Raw genomic sequence first — 24,356 nt, 5'->3', positions numbered from 1 at the left:
TAATTTCTATAAAGCCCTTGATATGTTCAGGTATAACCTTCAAGTGATCCTCCGAACTTTCAAACGTTTCAGATCCACGTTTATCATTAATCTGATCGGACTTTCCACGGGGTTGGCCGGTGCGTTGCTGATTTATTTATGGGTACTCGACGAACTTCACTTCGATAAATTCCATCAGCTGGACAGCCGTCTTTATCAGGTGATGATCAATGAAAAAAATGGCGATAAGGTTGTCACCACAGAAGGTACCGGCGGTACCGTGGGCGACCGTTTGCTCAAACAGGTGCCGGAAGTGGAAAAATCCATTACGACGGCGCCGGCCGACTGGTTTCAGAAATTTAATATCACGTTCAACGATAATACGGTCAGTGCAAAAGGCAACTTCGTAGGCAGCGATTATTTTAATGTGTTTTCCTATAAGCTGATACAGGGCGATAAAAACGAGGTGCTGAACAATCCCGGTAATGTAGTGGTGTCCAGGCATCTGGCCGAGAAGCTTTTTCAGAGCACTGAAAACGCTATTGGCAAAGTATTGCAGTGGAAATGGCAGGCGTTTTCCAAGCCCTGTACTATTACCGGCGTTTACGAAGACATGCCGCATAATTCCACCTACCGTTTTGATTTTATGTTGCCGTTTTCCGTGTGGAAACAGATCATGCCGGCAACAGAAGAACAGGTGACGACTACAGGGCCGTTCACCACGTTTGTGGTGTTGAAGGACGGTGCAGATCCGGAACGGTTTAACAGCAAAATGGCTGGCTTCCTGGAAAGCAACTATAAAGACGTTAACTCAAAAATGTTTATCCGGAAATATTCGGATGCCTATCTGCATGGAAAATATGATAACGGTGTACAGGTAGGAGGCCGGATAGAGTATGTAAGGCTGTTTTCGCTGATAGCGATATTCATCCTGCTGATCGCCTGCATTAACTTTATGAACCTTTCCACTGCGAGGGCATCTACCCGTATGAAGGAAATAGGGGTGAGAAAGGCATTGGGCGCCAGCAGGTACAGGCTGATCGCCCAGTTTATGGGCGAGTCTGTACTCATCACTTTTATCTCCATGCTGCTGGCAATATTGATGGTGCTGCTGATACTGCCGCAATTCAACATCATGAGCGGCAAACACCTGACATTGCACCTGGATTTGCAGCTGTTGCTGATGATCATCGGCATCACCCTTTTTACCGGTATCATCTCCGGCAGCTATCCCGCGCTTTATCTCTCGGGATTTGATCCGGTGGCCACGCTCAAGGGCAAGCTGATCAGTACTTCCCTGGGAGAGCTTTGGGCCAGAAGGGGACTGGTGATTTTTCAGTTTACCATCTCCGTGGTGTTCATCGTGGCGGTGATCATCTTCTACAACCAGATCCGGTTCATACAATCAAAAAACCTTGGCTATAACAAAGACAATGTTATCTATTTTGAAATGGAAGGGAGGGCGATGGAGGGCAAAGACGCTTTCCTGGCTGAACTGAAAGGTGTTAATGGAATTGAAAACGCTTCCAGCATCCAGCAAAAAATTCTCATGCCCAGCTTTATGCCCAGCTCTAATGTGCAGTGGGACGGCAAAAACGATGACAACCGCATCCGGTTTTTTGAACTGCCTGTAAACTACGGCCTGATTGAAACGCTGGGTATACAGATGGCGGAAGGACGTGCTTTCTCCAAAGATTATGGTACCGATACCTCGGGCGTGGTGCTGAACCAGGCGGCAGTGAAAATTATGGGACTGCAGGACCCGGTGGGAAAGACCATCTACATCCAGAAAAAAGCGACGCGTGTCCTTGGTGTTGCTAAAAATTTCCATTTCAATTCATTGCACGAAGAGATAAAACCGTTCATATTCAGGCTGTCGCCGGATGAAACCATGCTTGTGATGGCACGGCTGAAACGAGGCGACGAAACCGCTACTATTCAGCGTATAACGGATTTTTACCGCCAGTACAACCCTGGTTATTCCTTTGAGTTTAAATTTCTGGACAACGACTTTCAGCAACAGTATGCCGCTGAAAGGCTGGTGTCGGACCTGTCGAAGTATTTCGCCATCCTGGCGATCGTTATTTCCTGCCTGGGCTTGTTTGGTCTTGCTGCCTTCACCGCTGAAAGAAGGATTAAAGAGATAGCGATCCGGAAAGTGATGGGCGCCACAGAGGGAAATATCATTTACCTGCTGAGTGCCGATTTTATGCGTATCCTCCTGATATCTATCCTGATAGCTATTCCTGCCAGTTATTTCTTTACCCGAAGCTGGCTGAATGATTTCGCTTACAGGATCACCCTGAGCCCGTGGTATTTTGTGGGGGCAGCCTGCGTGGCCATCGTCACTGCATGGCTTACCATTGGCCTGCAAACCATCAAAGCTGCCAGGGTTAACCCGCTGGAGTGTATGAGAGACGCCTGACCGATAAACTGTGTGCATGTTTAAAGAACCTGTTAACTTATTCCTGTTGCATCACGCCGGGGGCAGCAGGTATGCCTACCAGCCCTTTACCGGATTATTCCCTCCGGGTATGAAAGTAAACCTGTTGGAACTGCCCGGAAGAGGTGCCAGGATGAATGAACCGCTGGTAGAAGACATCCATCTCCTGGTGGAAGATGTTTACCGTAAAATATCACCGGCCCTGGATGCCCCGCATGTCTTTATGGGGCATAGCATGGGCAGCGTATTGGCTTACCTGCTGACACGAAAGAGTATCACGGACAACAGAAGGCTGCCCGCACATCTTTTCCTTTCCGGCCGTACCGGTCCCTACTATTTTGAGGACAGTGCGTTGCGTCGCTCTTCCCTGCCAAGAAAAGAATTTGCGGCGGTATTGCGCGACCTGGGCGGCGTGCCGGCCGAGGTCCTGGATGACGACCAGGCCATGGATTTTTTCGAACCCGTTATTCGCAGCGATTTTAAAGTGCTGGAAACATACAGTTACACGCCGGCGCCCCCGTTGGACATACCCGTAACCGTGCTGCTGGGAAAAGAAGATCACAGTGCGCACAAAGAAGGTGTTCCCTGGCAGGACATCACCGCCTTGCCGGTTGATGTCCGTTATTTTGACGGCGGTCACTTTTTCCTGATGGACAAAGCGGCTGAAATAGCCCGTCTTGTAGCCACACAGACGTTGAATAGTTTTCAGCAACAAATAGCATAAATACCCTTTCCTTTATAGCCGGATAACCCTTTCCGCCGGCTTTCTTTTATCGCGGTAGCGCTGACTGGCAGTTACCGTAGCGATAGCTGCATCCTTTTATCATTCTCTTTTCTGCTTTTATGAACGCTCCTGTCAGCGCGCTCCGCAGCTATCTGGAAGATATCTGCGGCAGCGCTTATGTGTCGTCCGATCCGGAGGTATTGTACACTTATGGATCGGACCAGACGCTGCATCTCCATTTTCCTTTCGACCTCCTCGTTAAACCGGGTAACCCCGAAGAGATCAGCAAAATACTGCAATACTGCAACCGTCACAACATCGCCGTGGTCCCCCGGGGAGGAGGAAGCGGGGTGGCCGGCGCCGCCTTGCCTGTAAAGGGAGGGGTGGTACTCTCCCTCGAGCGGCTAAACCGTATTCTTGGCATTTATAACGTTGACGGCTATGTGATCGCGGAAGCGGGCGTCGTCACAGCTGATTTGTGTAAGGCGGTAGAACAACAGGGCCTTTACCTGCCGGTAGCTCCCAGCAGCATGAGCTTTTCTTTTGTGGGAGGGAATGTCGCCACGAACGCCGGCAGCATCAGGTCCTGCCGGTATGGCACTACTGCGCAGCAGGTCATGAACCTCGAAGTCGTGCTTCCTGACGGCCGTATCATATGGACAGGCGCCAATGTCAGAAAGAATGCCACCGGTGTCAATCCCACACAGTTGTTTGTGGGAAGTGAAGGCACCCTGGGCGTGATCACCAAAGTGGTATACCGCCTGATACCCAGGCCCCGGACGGAAGTAATGCTGCTGGCCGGATTTTGCTGCCTGGAGGATGCGCTTGGAATGGTGATGGCCCTGAAAGCAGCTGAGTTGTCGCCTACTGCGACAGAACTGATTTGTGAGAACGCGCTGCAACTCACCGCCGCCTACCTGAAAGAACGCCAGCCACTGGTGCAGGACGGTATCAATACACACCTGCTGATCGAATTCCAGGAGCCGGACCAGGTCATCATGGACCACCGGCTGGACGCCGTGTCTGCCATTTTGCAGCAACATCGTTGTGTGGATGTGCTGGTAGCCACTACCGCCACGGAAAAAGAGCGGGTGAGCAAACTGCGTTATGCCATCGGCGAAGCGATGAACAGTTTCGGTACCACCTATCGCGATGTGGACGCCTGCGTGCCGTTGAGTGGCCTGCAGCAATACATAGAAACGGTAACGGCTATATGCAACCGCCACCAGGTACCGCTGATCTGTTTTGGCCATGCACTGGATGGCAACCCTCATGCCATGCTGTTACTGAGCAACAAGGCAACACAGGCGGAACTGGCAGCCCTTGCCGCCGCTGCTGACGAAATCTACGGATATGTTACCACCCATGGTGGTGTCGTGTCCGGAGAACATGGTATCGGCTGGCTGCAACAGCAATACCTGCCGCTGCAATTCGATGAAAACCGGTTGTCGCTGACGCGGCAAATCAAATCCATGCTGGACCCCGGGAATATTATGAACCCCGGCAAGGCGGCCCTCTAAAGTTATTTATTGTTTGAGTATTCCTTTAAAAATCGAAAGCTTATGTCTTCACCGTTCGTTACACAGGATGACAGCCTGTATCAGGAAGCCGACCATCATACCTGGTCGCAATTGTTTCAGAAACAAAACCAGTTGGGAAATGAACACCTCGCCAGCGCATACCTCGAAGGGTATGAAAAGCTGCGCCTCGACGACCGGCGGATCGTGCGGATAGAAGATATCAGCCGCCGCCTGGAAGCGATATCAGGATGGACCCTGGTGCCCGTGTCGGGGTTGATACCTACCAGGGACTTCTTTTATATGCTGATCAATAAAAAATACCCTGTCACCGTTTATATCCGTCAGCCGCATGAACTGGACTTCAGTGAGCAACCCGATATATTTCATGATGTTTACGGCCACCTTCCGTTGCTCACCAATGAAAAATTCACACGCTTCCTGACTTCCTACAGTATCATCGCGCTGAAGTATGTGAACAATGACAGGGCCGTGGATTTCCTTGGACGCCTCTACTGGTTCACTTATGAGATGGGCCTTATCATGGAAAACGGCGAAAGCAAGGCGTATGGCGGTGCTATCATCACTTCCTCGGAAGAGCGGGCCAACATCGCCAGCGGCGCTGCCCCTGTTTATCCCTTTTCGCTCGACCAGGTAATGAATACGCCCTACAATCCCTATAAACTGCAACAACAGTATTTTGTGATCAACTCCTTTGATGAACTGTTTAATGTTATAGAAGGACTGGAGGAAAAACTGATAGACCATTTGCTGTTGCCGGAACAGGACAATGTCGTTCGCAATTTTTCCCTGAACGATCATATCGGAAGGGAGTTTAATGACGTGATCGGCTTTCTCAACGATACCCAGTTCAAATACCCCGACGCAGTTTCCTTTGTGGCAGGTCAGCCAGACGAGCGTTTTTTTGATATAGAAGACCATATTGCCAGCTTTGACACGTATGTCCGTTACCGTATGGAAAAAACAGGCGGCTCGAGGAATGAGGTAATCAACAGGATCGGTCAGTATGGCAAAACAAAAGGCTTTATCAACGACCTGGTAGCGGAATACCTCAAAGTGGAGGAGGATATTAAGGTGACGGGAGAAGATATCCTGATGACAGTAGGTGCGCAGGAAGCATTTGGTATTGTGGTGGGAACGCTGTGCCAGCAGGAAAAAGACGTGGTCCTTGTGGAAGATCCCGGTTACATCGGCGTCAGCGCTTTCGCAAAAGTGTTTAACTATAACATAGCCGGCGTGGGGACCGACGAAGAAGGTATTGACCTCAAATTGTTGAGGGACAAGATACTGACCATTAACGGCTCCGGAAAGCGGGTGAAACTGTTGTATGTTATTCCCGACTATCAGAACCCTTCCGGTTCCTGTATGCCCATCGGCAACAGGTTGAAACTGCTCGAAATGGCGCAGCAGTACAACTTCCTGATTCTGGAAGACAGTGTCTATAACAGTTTCACGTACGCACAGAAGAAAAATCCGACGCTTAAATCACTCGACCGCTACGGCAGGGTGTTGTACGTAGGATCATTCTCCAAGTCGCTCTTCCCGGGGTTGCGGATGGGCATGATCGTAGGCGGGCAACGGGTGGAAAACCACCGGGGAGACCGGGTGTCCCTGATCGATGAGATGACGAAAGTAAAAGCGCAGATGACAAACAACACTTCCGGCATTACCCAGGCCATGCTGGGCGGGGTATTGCTGGCCAAGAACTTCCGGCTTAGCGAATGGAACAGGTCAAAATTTGAAAGCTATAAAATGAAGCGGGACCATATGCTGGCGTCGCTGGACAAATACTTCAACCCGCAGGAGCACGACTGGGCGGCGGGCATTCGCTGGACCAGGCCGGAAGGCGGGTTCTTCATTAAGATGTCCATGCCGTTTGAAGTGGATGATCAATCTGTGGTAGACAGTGCAAGCCGGTTCAACGTCATCTTCAGCCCGATGCGTTACTTCTACCTGAAAGGCGGCGGAGAAAACGAAATACGGCTCACCTTCTCCAACCTCTCCCGTGATATGATAGAAAAAGGCGTAAAACAGTTGGCACAGTTTGTTCGCTGGAATGTGACAGGCATCAAAGGGCCGTTGCCTTTGACCGCTGATACCACTATCTGATACTTTCTTAAAAACACCTGAAAATATTGTTATGAAAAATAAATCCTTCCGGATAGACTATATCGAAATATACACGCCGATGGCCAAAGCGCTGGCCTACTGGCATGTACAGGCCCTCGGCTTTAAACCGGTAGCCAAAATGAATGCCGAAACCGGCGCTGCTACCGTGGCCTCTTATGTGTTGAAGAGTAACGACGTGCAGCTGGTGCTCACATCGGCCTACCCCACGGCGCAGGGACCGGCTGCCAGGGAGGTAGAGTCCTATATCAGCCAGCAGTATTGTGGTGTGAAGCGCATTGCCCTGTACACCGATGATGTGAAATCAGCTTTCCAGGAGAGCATCGCCAATGGAGGCATTCCGCTGAAGTTGCCTGCTGTGGCGGAAGATGCACATGGATGGGTAGAAGAGGCCGCCGTGAAACTATACGACAACAGCGAAATCACTTTTGTGAACCGCTCTGCTTATAGGGGCGCTTTTAAGCCCGGTTATCATCCGGACAGCGCCGCCTGGCAGACCGAAGGACAGTGGCTGCAGGCGGTAGACCACGTGGCAGCGGAAGTGCGTAGCAACGAAGCCGCCTATTGGACCAACTACCTCACCGCCGTTATCGGCTCCAGCATGGTACAGAATATCGGGCGCAGCGCGGAGAACAGGACTGGCATGATACTGAACATCAATCAGACAGACGACCAGCAGCTTACATTCGTAATTGCGGAACCGGAAAACTGTTTGTTGCCGTCCAAAGTACAGGATAATATCAACAAATTCGGTCCTGGTATTCACCATCTGGCGTTCAGTACGGAAGACCTGCAGCAAACCGTGCTGGCGCTGTCGGCCAAAGGGGTGGACTTTGTCCGTTTCCCCGCGGCGTATTACGAGCTGCTGCGTAATGACGAGGATTTCCGCATGATAGATATCGATGCACTGGAAGAAAAAGGGATCATCATTGACAAGGAAGGAGATGCTTTCCTGCTGCAAAAATTCATCAAGCCCATCAGCGACCGTCCCTTTTTTATTTATGAGCTGGTACAGCGGGTCAATGGATACAGCGGCTTTGCGCTGCGTAATATCAATGTGCTGAAGAAAGCGGAAGAAATCGAAATCCTGCAACGATAAAAAGCAGCTAACATGAACCTAGCAGACAATTTAAGCGGGCTGGAAAACCTGATCGGGAATTCCCCACTGTATAAGTGTACCGGTCCGGGGGCTGTATATGCCAAGCTGGAGTATCACAACCTGATGGGCAGCATTAAAGACCGTCCTGCCCTGTATATCCTGAAGAATGCCATTGCCCGCGGACTCGTTGGCCCCGAATCTACGGTGATAGAATCCACGTCCGGTAATTTCGGGATCGCACTCGCCGGCATCTGCAACAGGCTGGGCCTGAAGTTCATCCCCGTGGTAGATCCCAATATTACAGAAGAGAAAGCCGCGGTATTGCGGATGTTATCCTGGAAGGTAGTGAAAGTGGAAGAGCGGGATGAAACGGGAGGCTTTCTGCTTAACAGGATACGGGAGGTACAGCGCCTCGTCAAGACGGTCCCCGGTGCCTTTAACCCTAACCAGTATGAGAATGACGATAACTATCTCTGTTATTATCATACGCTTGGCAGGGAGATCAACAACAACTTTGGCCGGCTGGACCATGTGTTTGTCAGCGTGAGTTCGGGAGGCACCATTACAGGGTTGTCCATGCGGCTGAAGGAGAAGTTTCCCCGTTTGAAAATAATCGCCGTAGATGTGGAAGGGTCGCTGATATTCAGTGACAAGCCTGCTGTCCGCCGTTTGTCCGGCCTGGGCTCCAGTATGCGGACCGCTATGATCGATAAGGCACTGATTGATGAGGCCATGGTCCTGTCGCAATGGGACATCGTACAGGGGTGCCATTCGCTGCTGAAAGAGCAGAATATCCTCGGCGGCGCCTCTGCCGGCGCCGTTTTCAGGGCGATGCAGCTGTTTAACGAGAAATACCATATCAACAACGGCGGCAACATTAACCTGTTGATTATACCGGATAACGGCAGCGCCTATATGAACAGCATCTATAATGAGACATGGGTAAAAGCCAACATTCAAAACATACACCATGAAGTACATAAATGAAAAAGATGTGCGGGCAATGGGTACCAGCTGGCCGGAAGTATTTCAGGCAATCCGCGACGCTACGGCGGCCATTCGCCGGAATGACTACAGCCAGCCGCTGAAGCCCTACCTGAGATATAAAGATCCCGGTAACCGGATTATCGCCATGCCGGCCTATCTCGGCGGTCCGTTTGATACCGCTGGCATCAAATGGATTGCGAGCTTCCCCGGTAATACTACGAAAGACATTCCCAGGGCGCATTCGGTGATCATCCTCAATGAAGCGGATACCGGCGTTCCCTACGCTATCATCAATACTGCGCTGGTCAGCGCCATACGTACCGCCGGCGTAACGGGTGCTGTGACAGACAGTTACCTGGCGGCCCGGAAAGCATCCCGCAAACTGACGGCTGGCATCATCGGCATGGGGCCGATAGGGCAAATGCACCTTGATATGCTGAACGGCGCTTTTGCCGAAAACATAGAAAAGATAGCAGTGTACGACCTGAATGAAAAAGTGTTGTCACAGGTGCCTGCCGCCACTGCGATACCTGTTGTGCGTTGCGGGTCCTGGGAGGAAGTTTTTGACCAGGCCGACATTTTTATGACCTGTACCGTGTCCGGCAAGAGGTATATTGACCGTTCGCCCCGCGCCGGCGCCCTCTACCTGAATGTTTCGCTGAGAGATTTTGGACCGGCCTTTATGCAGGCGGCAGACCTGATCGTGGTGGATAACTGGGAAGAGGTATGCCGGGAGAACACCGATATCGAATGGATGCACCTGCATCATGGGTTACAGGAAAAGGATGTGGCCACCATAGGAGCGGTATTGCTGGACGGTATCCTGGCCGATGACCCGGGCAGGTCCGTAATGTTTAATCCCATGGGCATGTCTGTGTATGATATGGCAGTGGCCCGGTATTATTATGATTTGTCTGCCAGCCTCGGGGTAGGCGCGGTTCTGGAAAACACCTGACAACTTTTTGGCAGCCTCGAAGAAACCCGTACTGTATCGATTTTAAAATACCGTCCCCATGAAGCATATGACAAGTATCCATGAAAAAGTACATACTGCCATACAGACTTTTGAAGAACAACTATCCGTAATCGACATCACCCTGGAAGAAGAAATGCAGAAGCACTATAAGGAACGAAAAACGCTGCTGTTGGAATTCCTGTACAAAGAGAAGATAAGATATCAGTTTGCCTTATCGGAATTTAAAAAACTGCTGGATGCTTAAGATGAACACAAAAGAGAGAAAACACTTCCGGATTATTTCCTGGGGCGGTGTTGGAGACGCATTATTGCTGACGCCCGCATTCAGTGCGATCAAAGCCCGTTTCCCTGATGCCAGGCTCAGCGTTTTTTATCCCCGGGAACCCCACCGGCAGATCTTCCGGCACAACCCGCACATCGATAGCTTAAAAAAATTCACTTTCGGACATGCTCCCCTTAGCAGGATACGGTACCGGCTCCGGCCGGATGCCTTTATGATGCCGGCCTACGGGGCGCTTTATCCCACCAAGTACTATCAGAAACATGCGATGAAGATTATCGGCGAGATGATAGGGCTTGACCTGGAATCGCCACGGGTGGAACTATACCTGCAGGAAGAGGAACTGGCGGCAGGCGACCGCCGTTTGGCCGCCTATAAAAGCCCGATACTGATGCAAACAGTAACCGGCTGTTCCGCCAATAAAAACTGGCCGCACGAAAAATGGGAAGCCCTGGTGGCATCCATGCCGGACCATACTTTTATTCAGCTGGGCGCAAAGGGAGAAAAACCGGTGGCCGGCGCTGTGAATATGACAGGGCTGTCCTTCCGCGAGTCCTTTGCCATGATGCGATCTGCCAGCGCGTTTGTAGGAGTGGAGTCCTGCTTTGCGCATGCCTCCAACGCTTTTCAATTGCCCGGCGTAGCGCTCTTCGGCCCGTCCGCCCCCGTCATCTGGGGACATAACAACCTTACCAACCTTTACAGGAACGCTTCCTGTGGTCCCTGCCTGGACATTCTGTTGTTTGAAGCCTGTCCATACGGCAACGGCTGTATGAATTTCGAGGTAGCTACTGTCAGGGAGGCGCTGATGAAACAATTATTCACCGGAAAAAATACGTATTGATGAAAAATCGTCCTATTTATGTTTTAGGCACCGGCTATTCCCATGATGGGTCTGCCTGTTTATTAAAGGACGGCAAGATAGCCGTCGCTATTGAAAAAGAGAGGATTACACGGATCAAGCATGACGGTAATAATGACACTGCGGCCATCCAATATTGCCTGGACGCTGAAGGTATTACGATCCACGATGTGGCGCTGGTCGTACAAAACGGCGCTGCTGCCGGTCCGGTGACCGACTACCATGAAGGGCCCCGGCTTTTTACCAAAGATGTGGCGGTACCGATTTACAACATCTCCCATCACCTGGCGCATGCTTATAGTACCATCGGTACCTGTCCGTTTACAACGGATTTTAATATAGTGGTCATTGATGGCAGCGGTGCTTCGTTTGACCAGTGCATGGACCTCGACGGCTTTGTGCCCGACCGCGAAAAGATACAGCAGTTGCCGCATCTTTACTACGAAAAAGACAGTTACTACAGCTATCGTAACGGTAAACTGCAAACCGTCTATAAAGATTTTTCGGAGTTCGGTTTCTTTTTCCGGAACCGTGAAAAATATGCAGGTAACATGCATTCTATCGGTGGTGTGTACGAAATGTTCAGCAAGTATTGTTTTTCCAATGTTGAAGATACCGGTAAACTGATGGGATTAGGTCCCTATGGCGAGAAAGGCCGTTTTACCGATCCGCTGTTCGACCTGAAAGATGGCCGTGTATTTGTGAACTATGATACGCTCGATACGCTGAACCAGCCCTCCCGTTCCTTCAGCAATCTGAAGAACAATTTTCAGTATTATGCCGACGTCGCCTGCTGGGTACAAGACCAGGTGGAAGAAGCGATACTGTATACTTTCAGGTCCAGGCTGGAGCAGGACCCTGCCGGGCGGCTCACCTATGCCGGGGGCGTAGCGCTGAATGCAGTGGCGAACGCCCGGTTGTTACGTGAGCTGGACCTTAAAGAACTCTATATGCAACCGGCGGCGGCAGACAATGGCATCGCCATCGGCTGCGCTTACTACGGCTGGCTGGAGATCCTTGGGAAAGAAAACGTACGGCACAACGGTACCGCTTTCCTCGGGCGTCCTTACAGCAGAGAAGAAGTGGAAAGTGCCGTGGCCGATATACGGGCGCACGACCCTCTGGAAACAAAGACGCTGGTAGACGCCTACCTCCGGAATATCCGTTATTATAACAAAGCAGCAGACCTGTCAGGCGTGGTTTTACAGTTGAGCATTACGGACAGTGGTATCTATCAGCTGGCTTTCCATGACGGGGAAGTAGAACTGCATTATGGCGTTAAAAAAGTGCCTTCAGTGACGATCACCACAGAAGGACGGTATTTCCTGCAAGGCATGCGTAACATGGACCATTTTGCCGCGCTGGCACAGGAAGGAAAAATCACTTTGTCCAATGGCAGCGACCTGTTCCGCATCATGCAGGCTGTCGACTTTTCCGCCCGTACTGAAGGGCTGGCGGAGATGGAGCAACAGCTGTCCGGCGGCAGTCAGCCATTTGTTGTACGCAGGGCCGAAAACCTGGCGTCGGAAGTAGCCTCATTGCTGGCAGAGGGTAAGATCATCGGCCTCTATCATGGCGGGGCAGAATTTGGCCCCCGGGCATTAGGGCATCGAAGCATTATCGCCGATCCCCGCATTCCCGGCGTACGTGATCATATCAACTCCCGGATTAAATTAAGGGAAGACTTCCGGCCTTTTGCGCCGGCGGTACTGGAAGAAGATCTGCTGGTTTATTTCAGGTATCAGCAGGACACGCCCTATATGATCCTGGTCAACGAGGTCCGGGATGAATGGGCTGCACAACTGAGCAGTGTGATACACCGTAACAAAAGCGCCCGGGTACAAACCGTTAACAAGATATGGAACAAATCCTTTTACGATATCCTTACCGCCTTTAAGGAACAAACCGGTATATCTGTATTGCTGAACACGTCTTTTAACCGGAAAGGCATGCCTATCGTTGAAACGCCGGTGGAGGCGCTCAATTTCTTCCTTGGATCGGAACTCGATTGCCTGGTACTGGAAGATCTGATCATCCTGAAGAAAGGAACAGGCGAGCAGGCGACACTCACAACGGCAGTGCCGCAGGCGGAACAGGCGGCGGTATAACGTGATTCCCTCCGGGATACAAAAAAGCCTTCGAGTTTTACTCGAAGGCTTTTTTGTTTTTGTTATTTCAGTCAATGGCGGTTACAGCAGCAGCTGTTAACGGGCATCCAGTACTTTTTCGTATGCCAGCCGTGCCGCCTCGCGAAAGAAAACTTCGCCGCAATACACATAACCTTGTTTTTCGAAAATGCGCAGCATGCCTTTGTTATCAAAATTGGTGTCTGCCCGTACACTGGTGATCCCATTCTCCAGGGCATAGCTGTCGATATGTGTCAGCATTTGCTGAGCCAGCCCCTGACCTAAAAAATCATCGGAGATCGCCACGCGATGGTATACGACAAAATCGCCATCGGTCAGCCATTTCCCTTTGATATCCAGGTAAGCCGGTTCATCATTGATGAGTAAGGCGACATATCCTGCTATTTTATCACCGGCCACCAGCACGTATCCATGGTTGTTTTCGATATCATGGGCCACGATAGCGGGGTTCGGGTATCCATCCTGCCATTGGTCGCTTCCTTCGGCTTTTCTGCGGGCAATGGCCTTTTCCAATATATGCCAGATCTGATCTGCGTCTGCTGCTGTTGCTTTTCTGAATTCCAATGTCATAATCCCGGATGTTTAGTCACCAAAAATACAAAAAGGTTTTTTTACAGGGTATAAAAGAAAAACCTGCGACCTGCGCAGGTTTTCTTTTGTATCAGTTCTGTTAGCCGGCTTAAATAGGTTGAATATACCAACGCTGATTGTTGCCTCCGTGAGACGTATATTGCACCACGTTGGCGCCATTGTCTGATGATGCGGCCCACACGTCCAGCACTTTCCCGCTGTTCCTGTTTTGAATGCTATAGGTGCCGTCTGTATTTTGGTTCAGCTGCCATTGCTGGTTATAGCCTTCGTGCCAGCTGTATTGTATGGCCTGTGTGCCGTCTGCCTGTGAGTTGCCGTTTACGTCCAGCACTTTCCCGCTGTTGACGCTGGTGATACGATAATAACCGTTGTGGAGATAAGTGAACGTCCATTGCTGGTTGGCGCCGTTGTGCCAGTCCCACTGTACTGCGCCGGCATAATCAGCGGTAGATGCGCCGTAGATGTCCAGGACTTTACCGCTGGAAAGGTTCGTGACTTTATAGGTGCCGTCCGGGATGGGATTGGTGCCCGGCCCTCTGCCATACATGAACCGGAGGGCGGTCACATCGTTGGGATTGAACGGACGATTGACGCCGGAACCAATGCAGGCCAGCATCCAGCTGTTAGGATCTTCTGCGGTAGGCGTACCGTTGATGGGGATAGCGCCTACGCCTGCATCGCCTTCATTCGGGTTGGAAGACCATCCGCAGCTGAAAGAGCGATTGAAATAGTCGGTATGCCGGAAGCCGATGGTATGGCCTATTTCATGGGCTATCACGGTAGCCAGGTAGTCCTGGTTGGGATTGGAGCCGAGGGCGTTGGCATCTGCATTCAACCGGATGGGGCTGGGCGGATTGCCGTTGGCGTCCGGGAAGCCGGCGGACCGGCCGAGGACACCCGCACCCAGACTGGGACTCCGGCAACAGCTTTGCAGTAGTACACGCTTTTATGACCGGATAAAAAAAGGAGCAAAACGATCATCGTTTTGCTCCCGGAAAAGTTATAGGAAAGAAGTTTATTTCACATACTCCCTGAAGATCCTGTTCAGCCAGCGCAGCATCAGGAAGATCACAGCGGCAGCGCCACCGAGCAGCAGGAAGTTGACAAGGAAATAATTCGCTTTGTTATCATAGGTATCCCACAAGGTGGCCAGGATACCGGAAAGCTTGTTGCCGATGGAGGTGGCCAGGAACCAGCCGCCCATCATCAGGGAGGTGATACGCGCCGGGCTCAGTTTGGATACGAGCGACAAGCCCATGGGGCTCAGGAACAGCTCGCCCACCGTGATAATACCATAACAGCCGATCAGCCACCACGGCGATGCTTTGATAGCGCCGTTGCTGCATACATATACTGCGCCCACCATCATCAGGGTGGAAATGGCGGATATGAGCAGCCCCCAGGCTATTTTGGACGGCGTAGAAGGCTCCTTGCCACGTTTTCGCAGCATGGCGAAAAGCAGGACGATCAATGGTGTTAGCGTGATCACAAAGAACGGGTTGATCGACTGGAACAATTCGGTATTATAGAGGCTGAGGCTTTGTCCTTCGGCCGGCATTTTCTCCGGTGCCACATTTTTGAAATAAGGCACTTTGTCCCATACCTTCAGTGGTTTGCCATCGGCGTCCCGCATCACCCGAAATTCTTCATCATAGGCCGTCACGGAATCTGCTTTGTTCACCACCGTCTCTGCCAGGTAAAGACCCTGGGCAGGCTGCTGAATAGCGGCCGGGATCTCCCGGTCGGTATAATACTGCGCCCAGGTGGTCAGCGCGGTGCCGTTCTGTTTAAAGACGGCCCAAAACACAATAGATACCGCGAAAATAGCCAGCAGCGCCGACAGTGGCTTGCGGTCCCGCGCATCTGCTTTCACCAGCAGCGACACGAAAAATAGTAATATCGGGATGCAGGCAAAAATGAACGCGTCGGTAGAGTCGGACCCGAAGACGTTGCCCGGGATAAACCAGGCGCCCAGTCCAACCACAATGGCCGGCAGGAATACTACAGAGAAAATTTTGCTCAGCGGCATATCACCTTCCTGCTCTGGTTTGCGAACGTCGGCATGGCGGTAGTGTTTCATACCGATGACGAAGATCAATACCCCCAGGAACATACCAATACCGGCGGCGATAAACGCTGCGCCCCATCCAATGGTATTCCGCAGGAAGGCTGCGAAAAAATTGCAAATGAAGGCGCCGATATTGATCCCCATGTAGAAAATATTGTACCCGGTGTCCTTCCGGCTGCGGTACTTTTCATCACTGTATACGTTTCCCAGCAGGGTGGAAATATTCGGTTTGAAAAATCCATTGCCGATACAGATCAGCGCAAGGGAAAGATAAAAAACGGTCAGGTTATGTACTGCGAGCCCCATGTAACCAATGCCCATGAGTATCCCGCCAATGATGATAGATTTGCTGTAACCCAGTTTACGGTCGGCTATCAGTCCGCCGAGAAACGGTGTCAGGTATACGAAAGCGATGAAAGTACCAAAGATATCCGCAGCAGTGGCACGGTCCATGCCCCAGCCGCCTTTGGCAGTGTCGGTCAGGTACAGCTGGAAAATGCCGAGGATCAGATAAAAACCAAAACGCTCCCACATTTCGGAGAGGAACAGAAAAGGCAACGCTGCCGGATGATTACTTGTCTTTTTCATGTAAATTAAATGGTGTACGTGATATAGGTTCCTGTCTGGTGGCGAAGAACACTGCCCTCCGCCACCGCCAAATCGCGAAAATAAGGTAAAGATGGGAATAAAAGCGCCGCAGTACAGGAAAGGTGGGTATGTCAGCTCAGCGGAATAGTTGTTTCGCTGTATTTATTGCGGTACTCTATAGGTGTCAGGCCTGTCAACCGTTTAAAAACCTCGCGGAAACTCTGGGTATCGGTATAGCCGACCTCGTACATCACTTCACTTATATTTTTACGGGTGGTTTCCAGCCGGCGTTTGGCAGCTTCTACTTTTACCCGTTGCACATATTCATTGACGGTATTGTTGGTGGATTTCTGAAACCTGCGTTCGAAGTTACGCCGTCCGATGGCGAATTTATTCGCCAGGAAATCGATGGTGATTTTTTCCGGGTAGTTTTGTTCGATAAACTCCTGCGCCATCCTGATCTCGGCGTCATCATGCGCTTTCTGCCCTTCAAAAATAATAAAGGGAGATTGACTCTTCCGGTCTATATCTATGAGGAATCCTTTGGCGATGTCGATGGCCATTTCCCGTCCTGCATATTTTTCGATCAGGTATACCAGCAGGTTGAGATAGGCAAAGGCGCCACCGCTGGTGTAGATGCCGTCTTCGTCTGTAATCAGCTGTGAGGGCACCATTTTGGCGTCGGGGTACATGTCGGAGAACTGGCCCGCCAGTTGCCAGTGGGTAGTACAGGGACGGTTGTTGAGCAGGCCGGTTGCCGCCAGGAAAAAAGCGCCGATACAGAGGCAGGCGATTTCTGCACCTTGCTGCCGTTGTTGTAATATCCAGGGAATAAATTCCCGGTTCATATCAGTCGCCCGTTGCTGGTCGCCCTGTAAAGACGGTATGATGATCAGATCTGTTTGATGTACCTCGCTGATCAGCGCATCCGGATTGATGGTAAACCTTCCGTTCCGCTGGCTTGTATTAGGAGAAAGGCCTACCAGCTGGATGTTGAACAGGGGGGCTTCACCCCGGCCCGCCCGGATGACATTGACTTCAGAGAGTATTTGCAGGCTTCCTTCAATGTTTACCAGGCTGCTTTGGCCTCTCGGTATCAGAATAGATATGTGTTTCATGCGGTAGCTGTTATCGTGGCGGCGATGTCGTATTCGCCGTCCTCAAATGTCATTAAACCCTGCCGTTCGTTTTCCGGCGGCGGGGTAGTTTTGTGTTGTCAATCAAAAATAGGAAAATGATACAAATTAGCGCTTACCTTACTTTCGCCGGCAATTGCCGGGAGGCAATGAGCTTCTACCGGGAATGCCTGGGAGGCCGTCTTTCCTTCCGGACCATCGGGGATACTACCGACGCGGAAGTGCTGCCGGCGCGCCTGCGGAATGCAGTGCTGCAGGCCACGCTGGTCAGCGGCGACCTGGTGCTGACAGGTTCGGACATGGTAGGCGAGGAGGGGCTGATCAGTGGCAATACCGTCGCCCTGTTGCTGCAATGCAACAGTGAAGCACAGACGAGGGACTGCTACCGCAAACTGGCCGCCGGCGGGGCAACATCGTTTCCCCTCCGACCAACAGCCGAGGGGGGCCTGTTTGGCGGGGTGACGGACAAATACGGCCACCATTGGCTACTAAGCTGTAATGACATCTATCAAAAAATTAAATAACCATAAAAACAAAAAAAATGAGAAAAGTAGTTTTGCTGATGCACGTATCGCTGGATAACTATGTATGCGATGAAAAAGGTGGGCTCGACTGGATGGTGTACGATAAGGAATTGGAAGACTATGCAGATGAACTGATGCAGACAGTGGGCATGCCACTCTATGGCCGTACCACCTACGGAATGATGGCAGGTTACTGGCCCACCGTGTTGGAAAGACCGGACAGCGCCAGCGAGCATAGCCTGAAACACGCCAGGTGGGTGCAGGATATTCCTAAAGTGGTATTTTCCACGACCATGGAAAAAGCCGAATGGAACAATACCCGGCTGATCAAAGGCAATATCGCGGAAGAAGTGGAAAAGCTGAAGGCAACACCGGGAAAAGACCTGATGATATTCGGCAGTCCCGGTCTGGTAAAGACTTTCCTGGAGCTGGACCTGATTGATGAATACCGGTTGACCATCCAGCCAATGGCCATCGGCGCCGGTAAACATCTCTTCGACGACCTGAAAAAGCCCGTTAAGCTGAAGCTGCTCAGTTCAAAACAGCTGAAGTCCGGCGTGATTGCCGCGCATTATGAAACGGTCAGGAAATAGCAGCACGGTTTTTCCTGCGGCGCGCCCGGCCGGACACAGCTTCTGTTGCCCATCTTCTCCGGAGGGGAAGCAGCCCCGCCCAGAAGGGGATATAAAAGAACATCGTGATGCCGACATACAGAAAGGCGGGATCAGAAAAGATGGCTACTGAAGAGATCAGGACTATCCAAAGAACGCCTAGGACGAGGTTGAACCAGATGGCCCATTTTATTTCCAGCAATACCAGTATGGCAGGCAATAAAAACACTGCGGCGATGAGGGCCGCCGCGAACAGCGTACCGGCCCAGAAACCTGCTGCATCGGCGCCGGCGAGTTTGCCGCTGGCGTCCGGTATCTGCAGGAAAACGAGGACCGTCATAAAAAGGGAAAGACCGAAGGTAACCCACGTATATACTTTCAGCCAGGCTGGCATAAGGTCACGCCGGCGCAACCATTCCGGACTGTCAAAACTTTTGTCGAAGATGCTATACTGCTGGTCCATGGTGTTAGGTATAGAGAGAATATGGCAAGTTAATGAATACCCTTCAGATTTTGTTATTTCGCCCCGGCGCGCTGCTGCGCCTGTGCCGGTAGTTGCAGGTCGCCCTCCTGGCGCTGCAAATTAAATTTGAAAAAGATCAGTTGCCATTTGTCATGGTGGTGAGACAACCTGGTTTCGTAATTCCCCTCGACGATCCAGGTGGCGGTGCCGATCGTATGGGTAGCGTGACCGCTGAAATGTACTACCACCGTATCACCCTCCCGGGTGAAAATAAAATCGGAAATACGGTGTGCTGTTTTGTCGAATCCGGGTAAAAACTGTTTCCACATGCCGGTAATGGCGGAAGGAGTGAGGGTAAGCGGCTGGCCGCCGGCCATAGAAGTGTAGTCATACACCACCTCCGGCGCAAATGACTGTTCTACCGTGTGCCAGTCCAGGGCATCGGCGCCTTTAAATACCGCCTGTATGACCGGGAGAATGTTAGCTGTGTCCATAGTGTGTCTTTAAGGTCGACGGTGAAAATAGAAATTTTTTGTTCCGTTTTATACAATTCCCGTCAGGGCAGGGGGATTATTTTTGCGCAGGACCGGATTTGTTGTAACTTCCGGTACCTGCAAAGGCCATGGAATACAAGGAAATCAAGCCGGGCGACCGGCTCCAACAGTATGTAAAGTGTTATTACACTTATGAATCAGATGCTGCAACAGTATTTGAGGATACTGTTTTTCCCAGCGGGAATATGGAGATCATCTTCAATTTGGGTGCAGGTTCCTGGCAAACAGACGGCGGCGCCGGGTTTAAGACCACGCCACCGGTAGAGTTATGGGGCCAGATCACCAAACCATTGCCGGTGCGCTCTGTCGGTCGCAACACGATGCTGGGCGTTCGTTTCTTTCCACATGCGGCTGCTTACTTTTTCCCTGATAAGGTAGACCTGTTCAATGACCAGGTAAATGATTTCCGCGATGTGTCCGGCAAAGTAGTAACCGCGCTGCATACACGGCTGCAGGAAACACCTGCCTGGCCGGAACGATTGTCTTTAGTGGAGGATTTCCTCTGGCGTCAGTTGCTATGGTCTGAAAAAAGGCATACGAAAGTCACCATGGTGGACCATGTCATGCATGAAATCCGCCAGCCTGGATTTTTCGATAACCTCGAAAACGTAGCGGCCCGCTATGGCATAACTTCCCGTTATCTGCAGAAACTGTTTGTGCAGTATACCGGTCTCACCCCCAAATTATACAGTAAGATCCACCGCTTTCAAAACAGCTTGCAGCTGGTGGTCCGCAATGAGGCGCCGCTGACCGCCATCGCCTATGACTGCGGCTACTTCGATCAGTCCCACTTTATCCGGGAATTTAAATCCTTCACCGGCATTACCCCGTCCGGTTATCTGCCCGACCAGTCGCCTGTTACCCAGGCCGCTCTTAGTTGAAACAGTTCCGATCTGTACAATTTCACGCTTTCCTGCTGCAGTAGTTTTGTGTTATCAAACAAACAATATTTACTCATTTTTAACTGAAATGACCATGTCATCCGTATTTAACACATTTAAAGAACTGCATCAGGGACGCCAATTGTTTGTGCTGCCCAACGTATGGAACCCCGAGAGCGCCCGCCGTTTCCAGGAGAAAGGTTTTCCGGCGGCAGGCACCTCCAGCGCAGCAGTGGCCGCCAGTCTGGGGTATGAAGACGGAGAAGGGATGCCTTTTGATGATTACCTGTTTCTGGTTCGCCGCATGACAGCGGTTCTGCGTATACCCTTGTCCGTTGATATTGAAATGGGCTACGGCGATTCCCCCGAAGCCATCTACGCCAATATCTCCCGGCTGCTGGAAGCGGGCGTGGCTGGCATTAACATCGAAGATTCCATCATCGGCAACGAAGGCCGTGTGTTGCAGCCGGCGGCCTCCTTTGCCGCCACACTCGGAGCTGTCCGCAGCAGGCTCACTGCCGCCGGAGCAGATCTCTTCCTGAATGTGCGCAGCGATACCTACTTACTGAACGTAGCGGATAAGGAAGCGGAAACATTGCAACGGTTGCGGTTGTACGAAGCAGCCGGCGCAGACGGCATCTTCCTGCCCTGTATCGCGGAAGAAGCGGCCATTACCGCCGCCGTCAGCAGCACCAGCCTGCCGCTCAATGTGATGTGCATACCCGGCCTTCCTGCATTGGGCACCCTGGAAAAACTCGGCGTGAAACGTGTCAGCATGGGTCCTTTCCTGTACAATAATGTGTACGACCGCATCGGTCAACTGTCAGATGCTATTACCGCCATGGGCAGTTTTGAACCTCTTTTTATCTAAACCCACAAAAAAGTGACAAATGAACTTACCTGAAAAAGCGGAAGAAGTACATGCCGCGCTGGCGGCGGCTTTCAACACCGGTAACATCGATACGGTGTTTGAGATCTACGATTACAACGGTATCATCGTGCCGGAGCCAGGCAAGGTCGTATCCGGTAAGGAACAGTTTGAAGAGGCCGTCAAATCGATCCTGTCCGTAAATGGAACGATGGCCATCAAAACAGTGTATTGCCTGCAGACAGGAGACGTGGCCGTAGGCCGCTCCGAATGGAGCATCACCGATGGCGACGAGGTGAAGATCAGCGCTAAAGGGATAGAGGTCATGCAGCGGCAGGCAGACGGACATTGGAAGATCATTATAGACCATGCTTTTGGTGCACTGGACTCACTGAAGGCGTAATCACATCGCAAAGCCGGCCCGGTCGTCGCTACCGGGCCGGCTTTTTGAACGGCGGAATCCCTACAAAAATATGCGCCAGCCCGTAAACTAATCGTACCTTGCTGTTCCCGATGTAAAAATGAACAGTATGGAAAATTATTTCGAAAGCCCTTTCCGGGGTAAGTTATTATCAGAACAGGTTACCAATCCTAATATTATTGCAGGCGCCTATAGCTATTACTCAGGTTATTATCATGGTCATTCTTTTGATGATTGCGCCAAATACCTGATGCCCGACAGAACAGACGTAGATAAGCTGATCATCGGAAGTTATTGTTCCATTGGCAGCGGCGCGGCATTTATCATGGCGGGCAATCAGGGGCATCGGCACGACTGGGTATCCAGTTTCCCGTTTTTTTATATGCCGGAAGTAGCTGCCTTTGAAGGTAGCGTTGACGGCTTCCGGCCGGCCGGCGATACGGTTATCGGCAACGACGTGTGGATAGGTACCGAAGCGGTGATCATGCCGGGTGTGAAAGTGGGTCATGGCGCTATCATCGGCAGCAGGGCGCTGATCACCAAAGACGTGGCGCCTTACAGCGTTGTGGGCGGTAACCCTGGCAAAGAGATCCGGAAACGTTTCCCGGAAGAAGACATTGCGCGGTTGCTGGAAATGGAATGGTGGAACTGGCCCGACGATATGCTGAAAGCGGCGATGCCATTGCTTTGCAGCAGCGATATCAAAACATTGTATGATTTTTATAAATCGCAGTCACGATGAAAAGGACAGCATGGTTTGACCGGTCGTTTCCGGCCATCACAGACAATGGCGTTATGCCCGACATCATTGAACGCCTCGCGGGTACGCCGGCGAGACTGGAAGAACTGACCCGCGGCGCTGCTGAGGCGGTAATGGTATACAAATCCGGTGATCAGTGGTCGGCACAGGAAGAGGCTGGGCATCTGTCGGATATGGAACCTTTATGGTCCGGCCGTTTCGACGATTTTGTTGAAGGCCGGCAGGAGCTGCGTCTGGCGGACCTTACCAATCAACGCACGCATCAGGCGAACCATAACGCCTCCGCGCTCCCGGAACTGCTGATGCGATTCAGGGAGCAGCGGGCGTTGCTGGTGAAAAAGTTGCAGGCGCTGGACGATACGCAGATGAACAACACCGCGTTGCATCCCCGTTTAAAAACGCCGATGCGCGTCATCGACCTGGCTTATTTCGTGGCGGAACATGATGATCATCACCTCGCGGGGATCCGGGAAAAGCTGCTGTCAGCTTAACAGTTGCTCCACAGTCGCGTCGGTGAAGATGAGCTTCATCTCCGCTTCATCATCATAATAGACGCCGGTAGCCGCAAAGCCCAGGCGCTGGTATAATTCCGGTGGGCTGGCTTTCCCTTCGCCACAGCTGGTATACAGCCCGTAAATCTTACGGGCGGCGAGGTTGCGCAGCACAAGGCCAATGGCCTTTCTGCCATATCCTTTTCCCCGTTCGGGGCCGCTGGATAATTTCAATCACATGACTTCCTGATGCCAGTCGGGGGGAAATACAGGGTATAGTTTACAGCAATCCCGTTAAATGACGTATCTTGACCGCGAATAGTAAAACAGAAGTAAAATGTCCGATTCAACAGCCCTGTCCGCGGAGGACCTCATCGCACAATACGGCGGTATTGCACTGGATAAACAAAATGATCTGTCCGCCCTTATCGGCAACAACAACTGGAATGCCGATCTCAATGAAGGCGTCATCAGTTTCGGCGATCAACTGACGTTCCCCATCCAGATACTGGGCACTTTCTCCCATTCGTCTGAAACCTTCCTCTGGGGTTGGGCCAATACCCAGTCCAACATCCCGGAAAACCTGCTGCAGCAGGCTGCGCAACTGAAAGCCTACGGTGAAGCGCACCAGCTGCCTCTATTCACCACCAGCCAGTTCGACGGCTCTGTGAATGATGTACACTATATCGGACTGATAGCTTCCGGTATGTTTGATGCCAGCGCCTATTACGTGGCCGACTATGGCAGCGGCGCGTTGCTGGTGACCATCCAGAGCGACGTGATTGACAAAACGCGTACCGATGCTCCGCAACGGGTGCTGACCGTTTTTCCGCAGCTGATCTCCCTGTTTGAAATGGACCATCAGCAGGCATTGTCCAGTTACCTGAACGCCAAAGCTTTCCAGGTGACGACGAAAGACAAGGAACTATCGGCCACCTACAACGGCAGCACGATCGTCGCCACGTTCGACGAACTTAGCCGGCTCGCCAGCCTCAATGGCACCCTCTCCTAAAAAATCAGTCCGGGAAAAATTTCCCGGATTTTTTTGCCCCCGTATAAGGGTATCGTTCCATCATCGTGTATTAGTGGCAGTTAGTTAACATTACCGGCCCCCGCGCAGGCTGTATCACGAATATTTTATGATGATGGAACGTGCTTTTTATTATGCTATATTATGCTGGAAAGCTGCTGTCAGGCTCCTTTTCTTGCCATGGTACCTGTTAGTGGTGACCATTAGG

At 51.5% G+C, this 24,356-nt stretch carries 25 protein-coding genes; 18 read left to right on the top strand and 7 right to left on the bottom strand.

Annotation, left to right across the window (positions count from 1 at the left end):
* Positions 1-22: 22 nt before the first annotated feature.
* The 10 genes from B5D63_RS31315 (at position 23) to B5D63_RS31270 (ending at position 13,123) form a co-directional block, all read left to right on the top strand.
* The gene (locus tag B5D63_RS31315; RefSeq protein WP_078672814.1) at positions 23-2,404 is read left to right on the top strand and encodes an ABC transporter permease; all 2,382 of its coding nucleotides are present in this window, start codon (positions 23-25) and stop codon (positions 2,402-2,404) included.
* Positions 2,405-2,420: 16 nt separating this feature from the next.
* Complete coding sequence (locus B5D63_RS31310) at positions 2,421-3,146, top strand: thioesterase II family protein (RefSeq protein ID WP_078672813.1); 726 nt, start codon at positions 2,421-2,423, stop codon at positions 3,144-3,146.
* Positions 3,147-3,265: 119 nt separating this feature from the next.
* Positions 3,266-4,666: an FAD-binding oxidoreductase gene (locus B5D63_RS31305; protein WP_078672812.1), complete on the top strand. Its 1,401-nt coding sequence runs from the start codon at positions 3,266-3,268 to the stop codon at positions 4,664-4,666.
* A gap of 42 nt (positions 4,667-4,708) precedes the next feature.
* Positions 4,709-6,793: an aminotransferase class I/II-fold pyridoxal phosphate-dependent enzyme gene (locus B5D63_RS31300; RefSeq protein WP_078672811.1), complete on the top strand. Its 2,085-nt coding sequence runs from the start codon at positions 4,709-4,711 to the stop codon at positions 6,791-6,793.
* A 31-nt stretch (positions 6,794-6,824) separates the two neighbouring features.
* Positions 6,825-7,910, top strand: a complete 1,086-nt coding sequence (locus B5D63_RS31295) for a VOC family protein (RefSeq protein ID WP_078672810.1) — start codon at positions 6,825-6,827, stop codon at positions 7,908-7,910.
* Positions 7,911-7,922: 12 nt separating this feature from the next.
* A complete protein-coding gene (locus B5D63_RS31290) occupies positions 7,923-8,897 on the top strand; it encodes a pyridoxal-phosphate dependent enzyme (protein WP_078672809.1) in 975 nt (324 codons plus the stop codon).
* Complete coding sequence (locus B5D63_RS31285) at positions 8,881-9,852, top strand: 2,3-diaminopropionate biosynthesis protein SbnB (protein WP_078672808.1); 972 nt, start codon at positions 8,881-8,883, stop codon at positions 9,850-9,852. Before B5D63_RS31290 ends, B5D63_RS31285 begins: the two co-directional genes overlap by 17 nt.
* Before the next feature lie 58 nt (positions 9,853-9,910).
* Positions 9,911-10,117: a hypothetical protein gene (locus B5D63_RS31280; RefSeq protein WP_078672807.1), complete on the top strand. Its 207-nt coding sequence runs from the start codon at positions 9,911-9,913 to the stop codon at positions 10,115-10,117.
* A 1-nt stretch (position 10,118) separates the two neighbouring features.
* Positions 10,119-10,997: a glycosyltransferase family 9 protein gene (locus B5D63_RS31275; RefSeq protein ID WP_159456239.1), complete on the top strand. Its 879-nt coding sequence runs from the start codon at positions 10,119-10,121 to the stop codon at positions 10,995-10,997.
* A complete protein-coding gene (locus tag B5D63_RS31270) occupies positions 10,997-13,123 on the top strand; it encodes a carbamoyltransferase C-terminal domain-containing protein (protein ID WP_078672805.1) in 2,127 nt (708 codons plus the stop codon). The genes B5D63_RS31275 and B5D63_RS31270 overlap by 1 nt, the downstream gene beginning before the upstream one ends.
* Before the next feature lie 96 nt (positions 13,124-13,219).
* On the opposite strand, the gene B5D63_RS31265 is transcribed toward B5D63_RS31270, so the two are convergent.
* The 4 genes from B5D63_RS31265 to B5D63_RS31250 all read right to left on the bottom strand — a co-directional run bounded on the left by B5D63_RS31265 (position 13,220) and on the right by B5D63_RS31250 (position 17,527).
* Positions 13,220-13,732, bottom strand: a complete 513-nt coding sequence (locus B5D63_RS31265; RefSeq protein WP_078672804.1) for a GNAT family N-acetyltransferase — start codon at positions 13,730-13,732, stop codon at positions 13,220-13,222.
* Positions 13,733-13,841: 109 nt separating this feature from the next.
* Complete coding sequence (locus tag B5D63_RS35530; protein WP_262488181.1) at positions 13,842-14,660, bottom strand: M57 family metalloprotease; 819 nt, start codon at positions 14,658-14,660, stop codon at positions 13,842-13,844.
* Between the two features lie 108 nt (positions 14,661-14,768).
* Positions 14,769-16,409 carry a peptide MFS transporter gene (locus B5D63_RS31255; RefSeq protein WP_078672803.1) on the bottom strand — a complete coding sequence of 547 codons (1,641 nt, stop codon included), beginning with the start codon at positions 16,407-16,409 and terminating at the stop codon, positions 14,769-14,771.
* A 131-nt stretch (positions 16,410-16,540) separates the two neighbouring features.
* Entirely contained in the window at positions 16,541-17,527 is a 987-nt protein-coding gene (locus B5D63_RS31250) for a GlxA family transcriptional regulator (RefSeq protein WP_078672802.1), read from the bottom strand.
* 116 nt (positions 17,528-17,643) lie between these two features.
* Here B5D63_RS31250 and B5D63_RS31245 point away from each other — a divergent pair, with 116 nt between their 5' ends.
* Together B5D63_RS31245 and B5D63_RS31240 are read left to right on the top strand one after the other, a co-directional pair.
* Positions 17,644-18,069 carry a VOC family protein gene (locus B5D63_RS31245; protein ID WP_078672801.1) on the top strand — a complete coding sequence of 142 codons (426 nt, stop codon included), beginning with the start codon at positions 17,644-17,646 and terminating at the stop codon, positions 18,067-18,069.
* Positions 18,070-18,086: 17 nt separating this feature from the next.
* Positions 18,087-18,662 (top strand): dihydrofolate reductase family protein, encoded by a 576-nt coding sequence (locus B5D63_RS31240; protein WP_078672800.1) that lies wholly within the window; start codon positions 18,087-18,089, stop codon positions 18,660-18,662.
* On the opposite strand, the gene B5D63_RS31235 is transcribed toward B5D63_RS31240, so the two are convergent.
* Both B5D63_RS31235 and B5D63_RS31230 read right to left on the bottom strand, forming a co-directional pair.
* The gene (locus B5D63_RS31235) at positions 18,652-19,143 is read right to left on the bottom strand and encodes a hypothetical protein (protein WP_078672799.1); all 492 of its coding nucleotides are present in this window, start codon (positions 19,141-19,143) and stop codon (positions 18,652-18,654) included. The genes B5D63_RS31240 and B5D63_RS31235 overlap by 11 nt on opposite strands.
* 53 nt (positions 19,144-19,196) lie before the next feature.
* The gene (locus B5D63_RS31230; protein WP_078672798.1) at positions 19,197-19,637 is read right to left on the bottom strand and encodes a nuclear transport factor 2 family protein; all 441 of its coding nucleotides are present in this window, start codon (positions 19,635-19,637) and stop codon (positions 19,197-19,199) included.
* Between the two features lie 128 nt (positions 19,638-19,765).
* On the opposite strand from B5D63_RS31230, the gene B5D63_RS31225 reads away from it, so the two are divergent.
* The 5 genes from B5D63_RS31225 (at position 19,766) to B5D63_RS31205 (ending at position 23,118) form a co-directional block, all read left to right on the top strand.
* A complete protein-coding gene (locus B5D63_RS31225) occupies positions 19,766-20,578 on the top strand; it encodes a helix-turn-helix transcriptional regulator (RefSeq protein ID WP_078672797.1) in 813 nt (270 codons plus the stop codon).
* Positions 20,579-20,672: 94 nt separating this feature from the next.
* On the top strand, positions 20,673-21,449 hold the full coding sequence (locus tag B5D63_RS31220; protein ID WP_159456238.1) for an isocitrate lyase/PEP mutase family protein: 777 nt from the start codon (positions 20,673-20,675) through the stop codon (positions 21,447-21,449).
* A 19-nt stretch (positions 21,450-21,468) separates the two neighbouring features.
* Complete coding sequence (locus B5D63_RS31215) at positions 21,469-21,849, top strand: YybH family protein (protein WP_078672795.1); 381 nt, start codon at positions 21,469-21,471, stop codon at positions 21,847-21,849.
* Between the two features lie 127 nt (positions 21,850-21,976).
* Entirely contained in the window at positions 21,977-22,609 is a 633-nt protein-coding gene (gene catB / locus B5D63_RS31210; protein ID WP_078672794.1) for a type B chloramphenicol O-acetyltransferase, read from the top strand.
* Complete coding sequence (locus B5D63_RS31205) at positions 22,606-23,118, top strand: DinB family protein (protein WP_078672793.1); 513 nt, start codon at positions 22,606-22,608, stop codon at positions 23,116-23,118. Before catB ends, B5D63_RS31205 begins: the two co-directional genes overlap by 4 nt.
* On the opposite strand, the gene B5D63_RS31200 is transcribed toward B5D63_RS31205, so the two are convergent.
* Positions 23,110-23,352, bottom strand: coding sequence for a GNAT family N-acetyltransferase (locus tag B5D63_RS31200; RefSeq protein WP_078672792.1), 243 nt, complete (start codon positions 23,350-23,352; stop codon positions 23,110-23,112). The genes B5D63_RS31205 and B5D63_RS31200 overlap by 9 nt on opposite strands.
* A gap of 103 nt (positions 23,353-23,455) precedes the next feature.
* Here B5D63_RS31200 and B5D63_RS31195 point away from each other — a divergent pair, with 103 nt between their 5' ends.
* On the top strand, positions 23,456-24,130 hold the full coding sequence (locus tag B5D63_RS31195) for a DUF6882 domain-containing protein (RefSeq protein WP_078672791.1): 675 nt from the start codon (positions 23,456-23,458) through the stop codon (positions 24,128-24,130).
* Positions 24,131-24,356: the final 226 nt, after the last annotated feature.

The sequence above is a fragment of the Chitinophaga eiseniae genome, from assembly GCF_900167135.1.
Taxonomy (GTDB): Bacteria; Bacteroidota; Bacteroidia; order Chitinophagales; family Chitinophagaceae; genus Chitinophaga; species Chitinophaga eiseniae.
The sequence above is the reverse complement of the archived record's forward strand: the minus strand, read 5'-3'. Positions and strand labels throughout refer to the sequence as shown.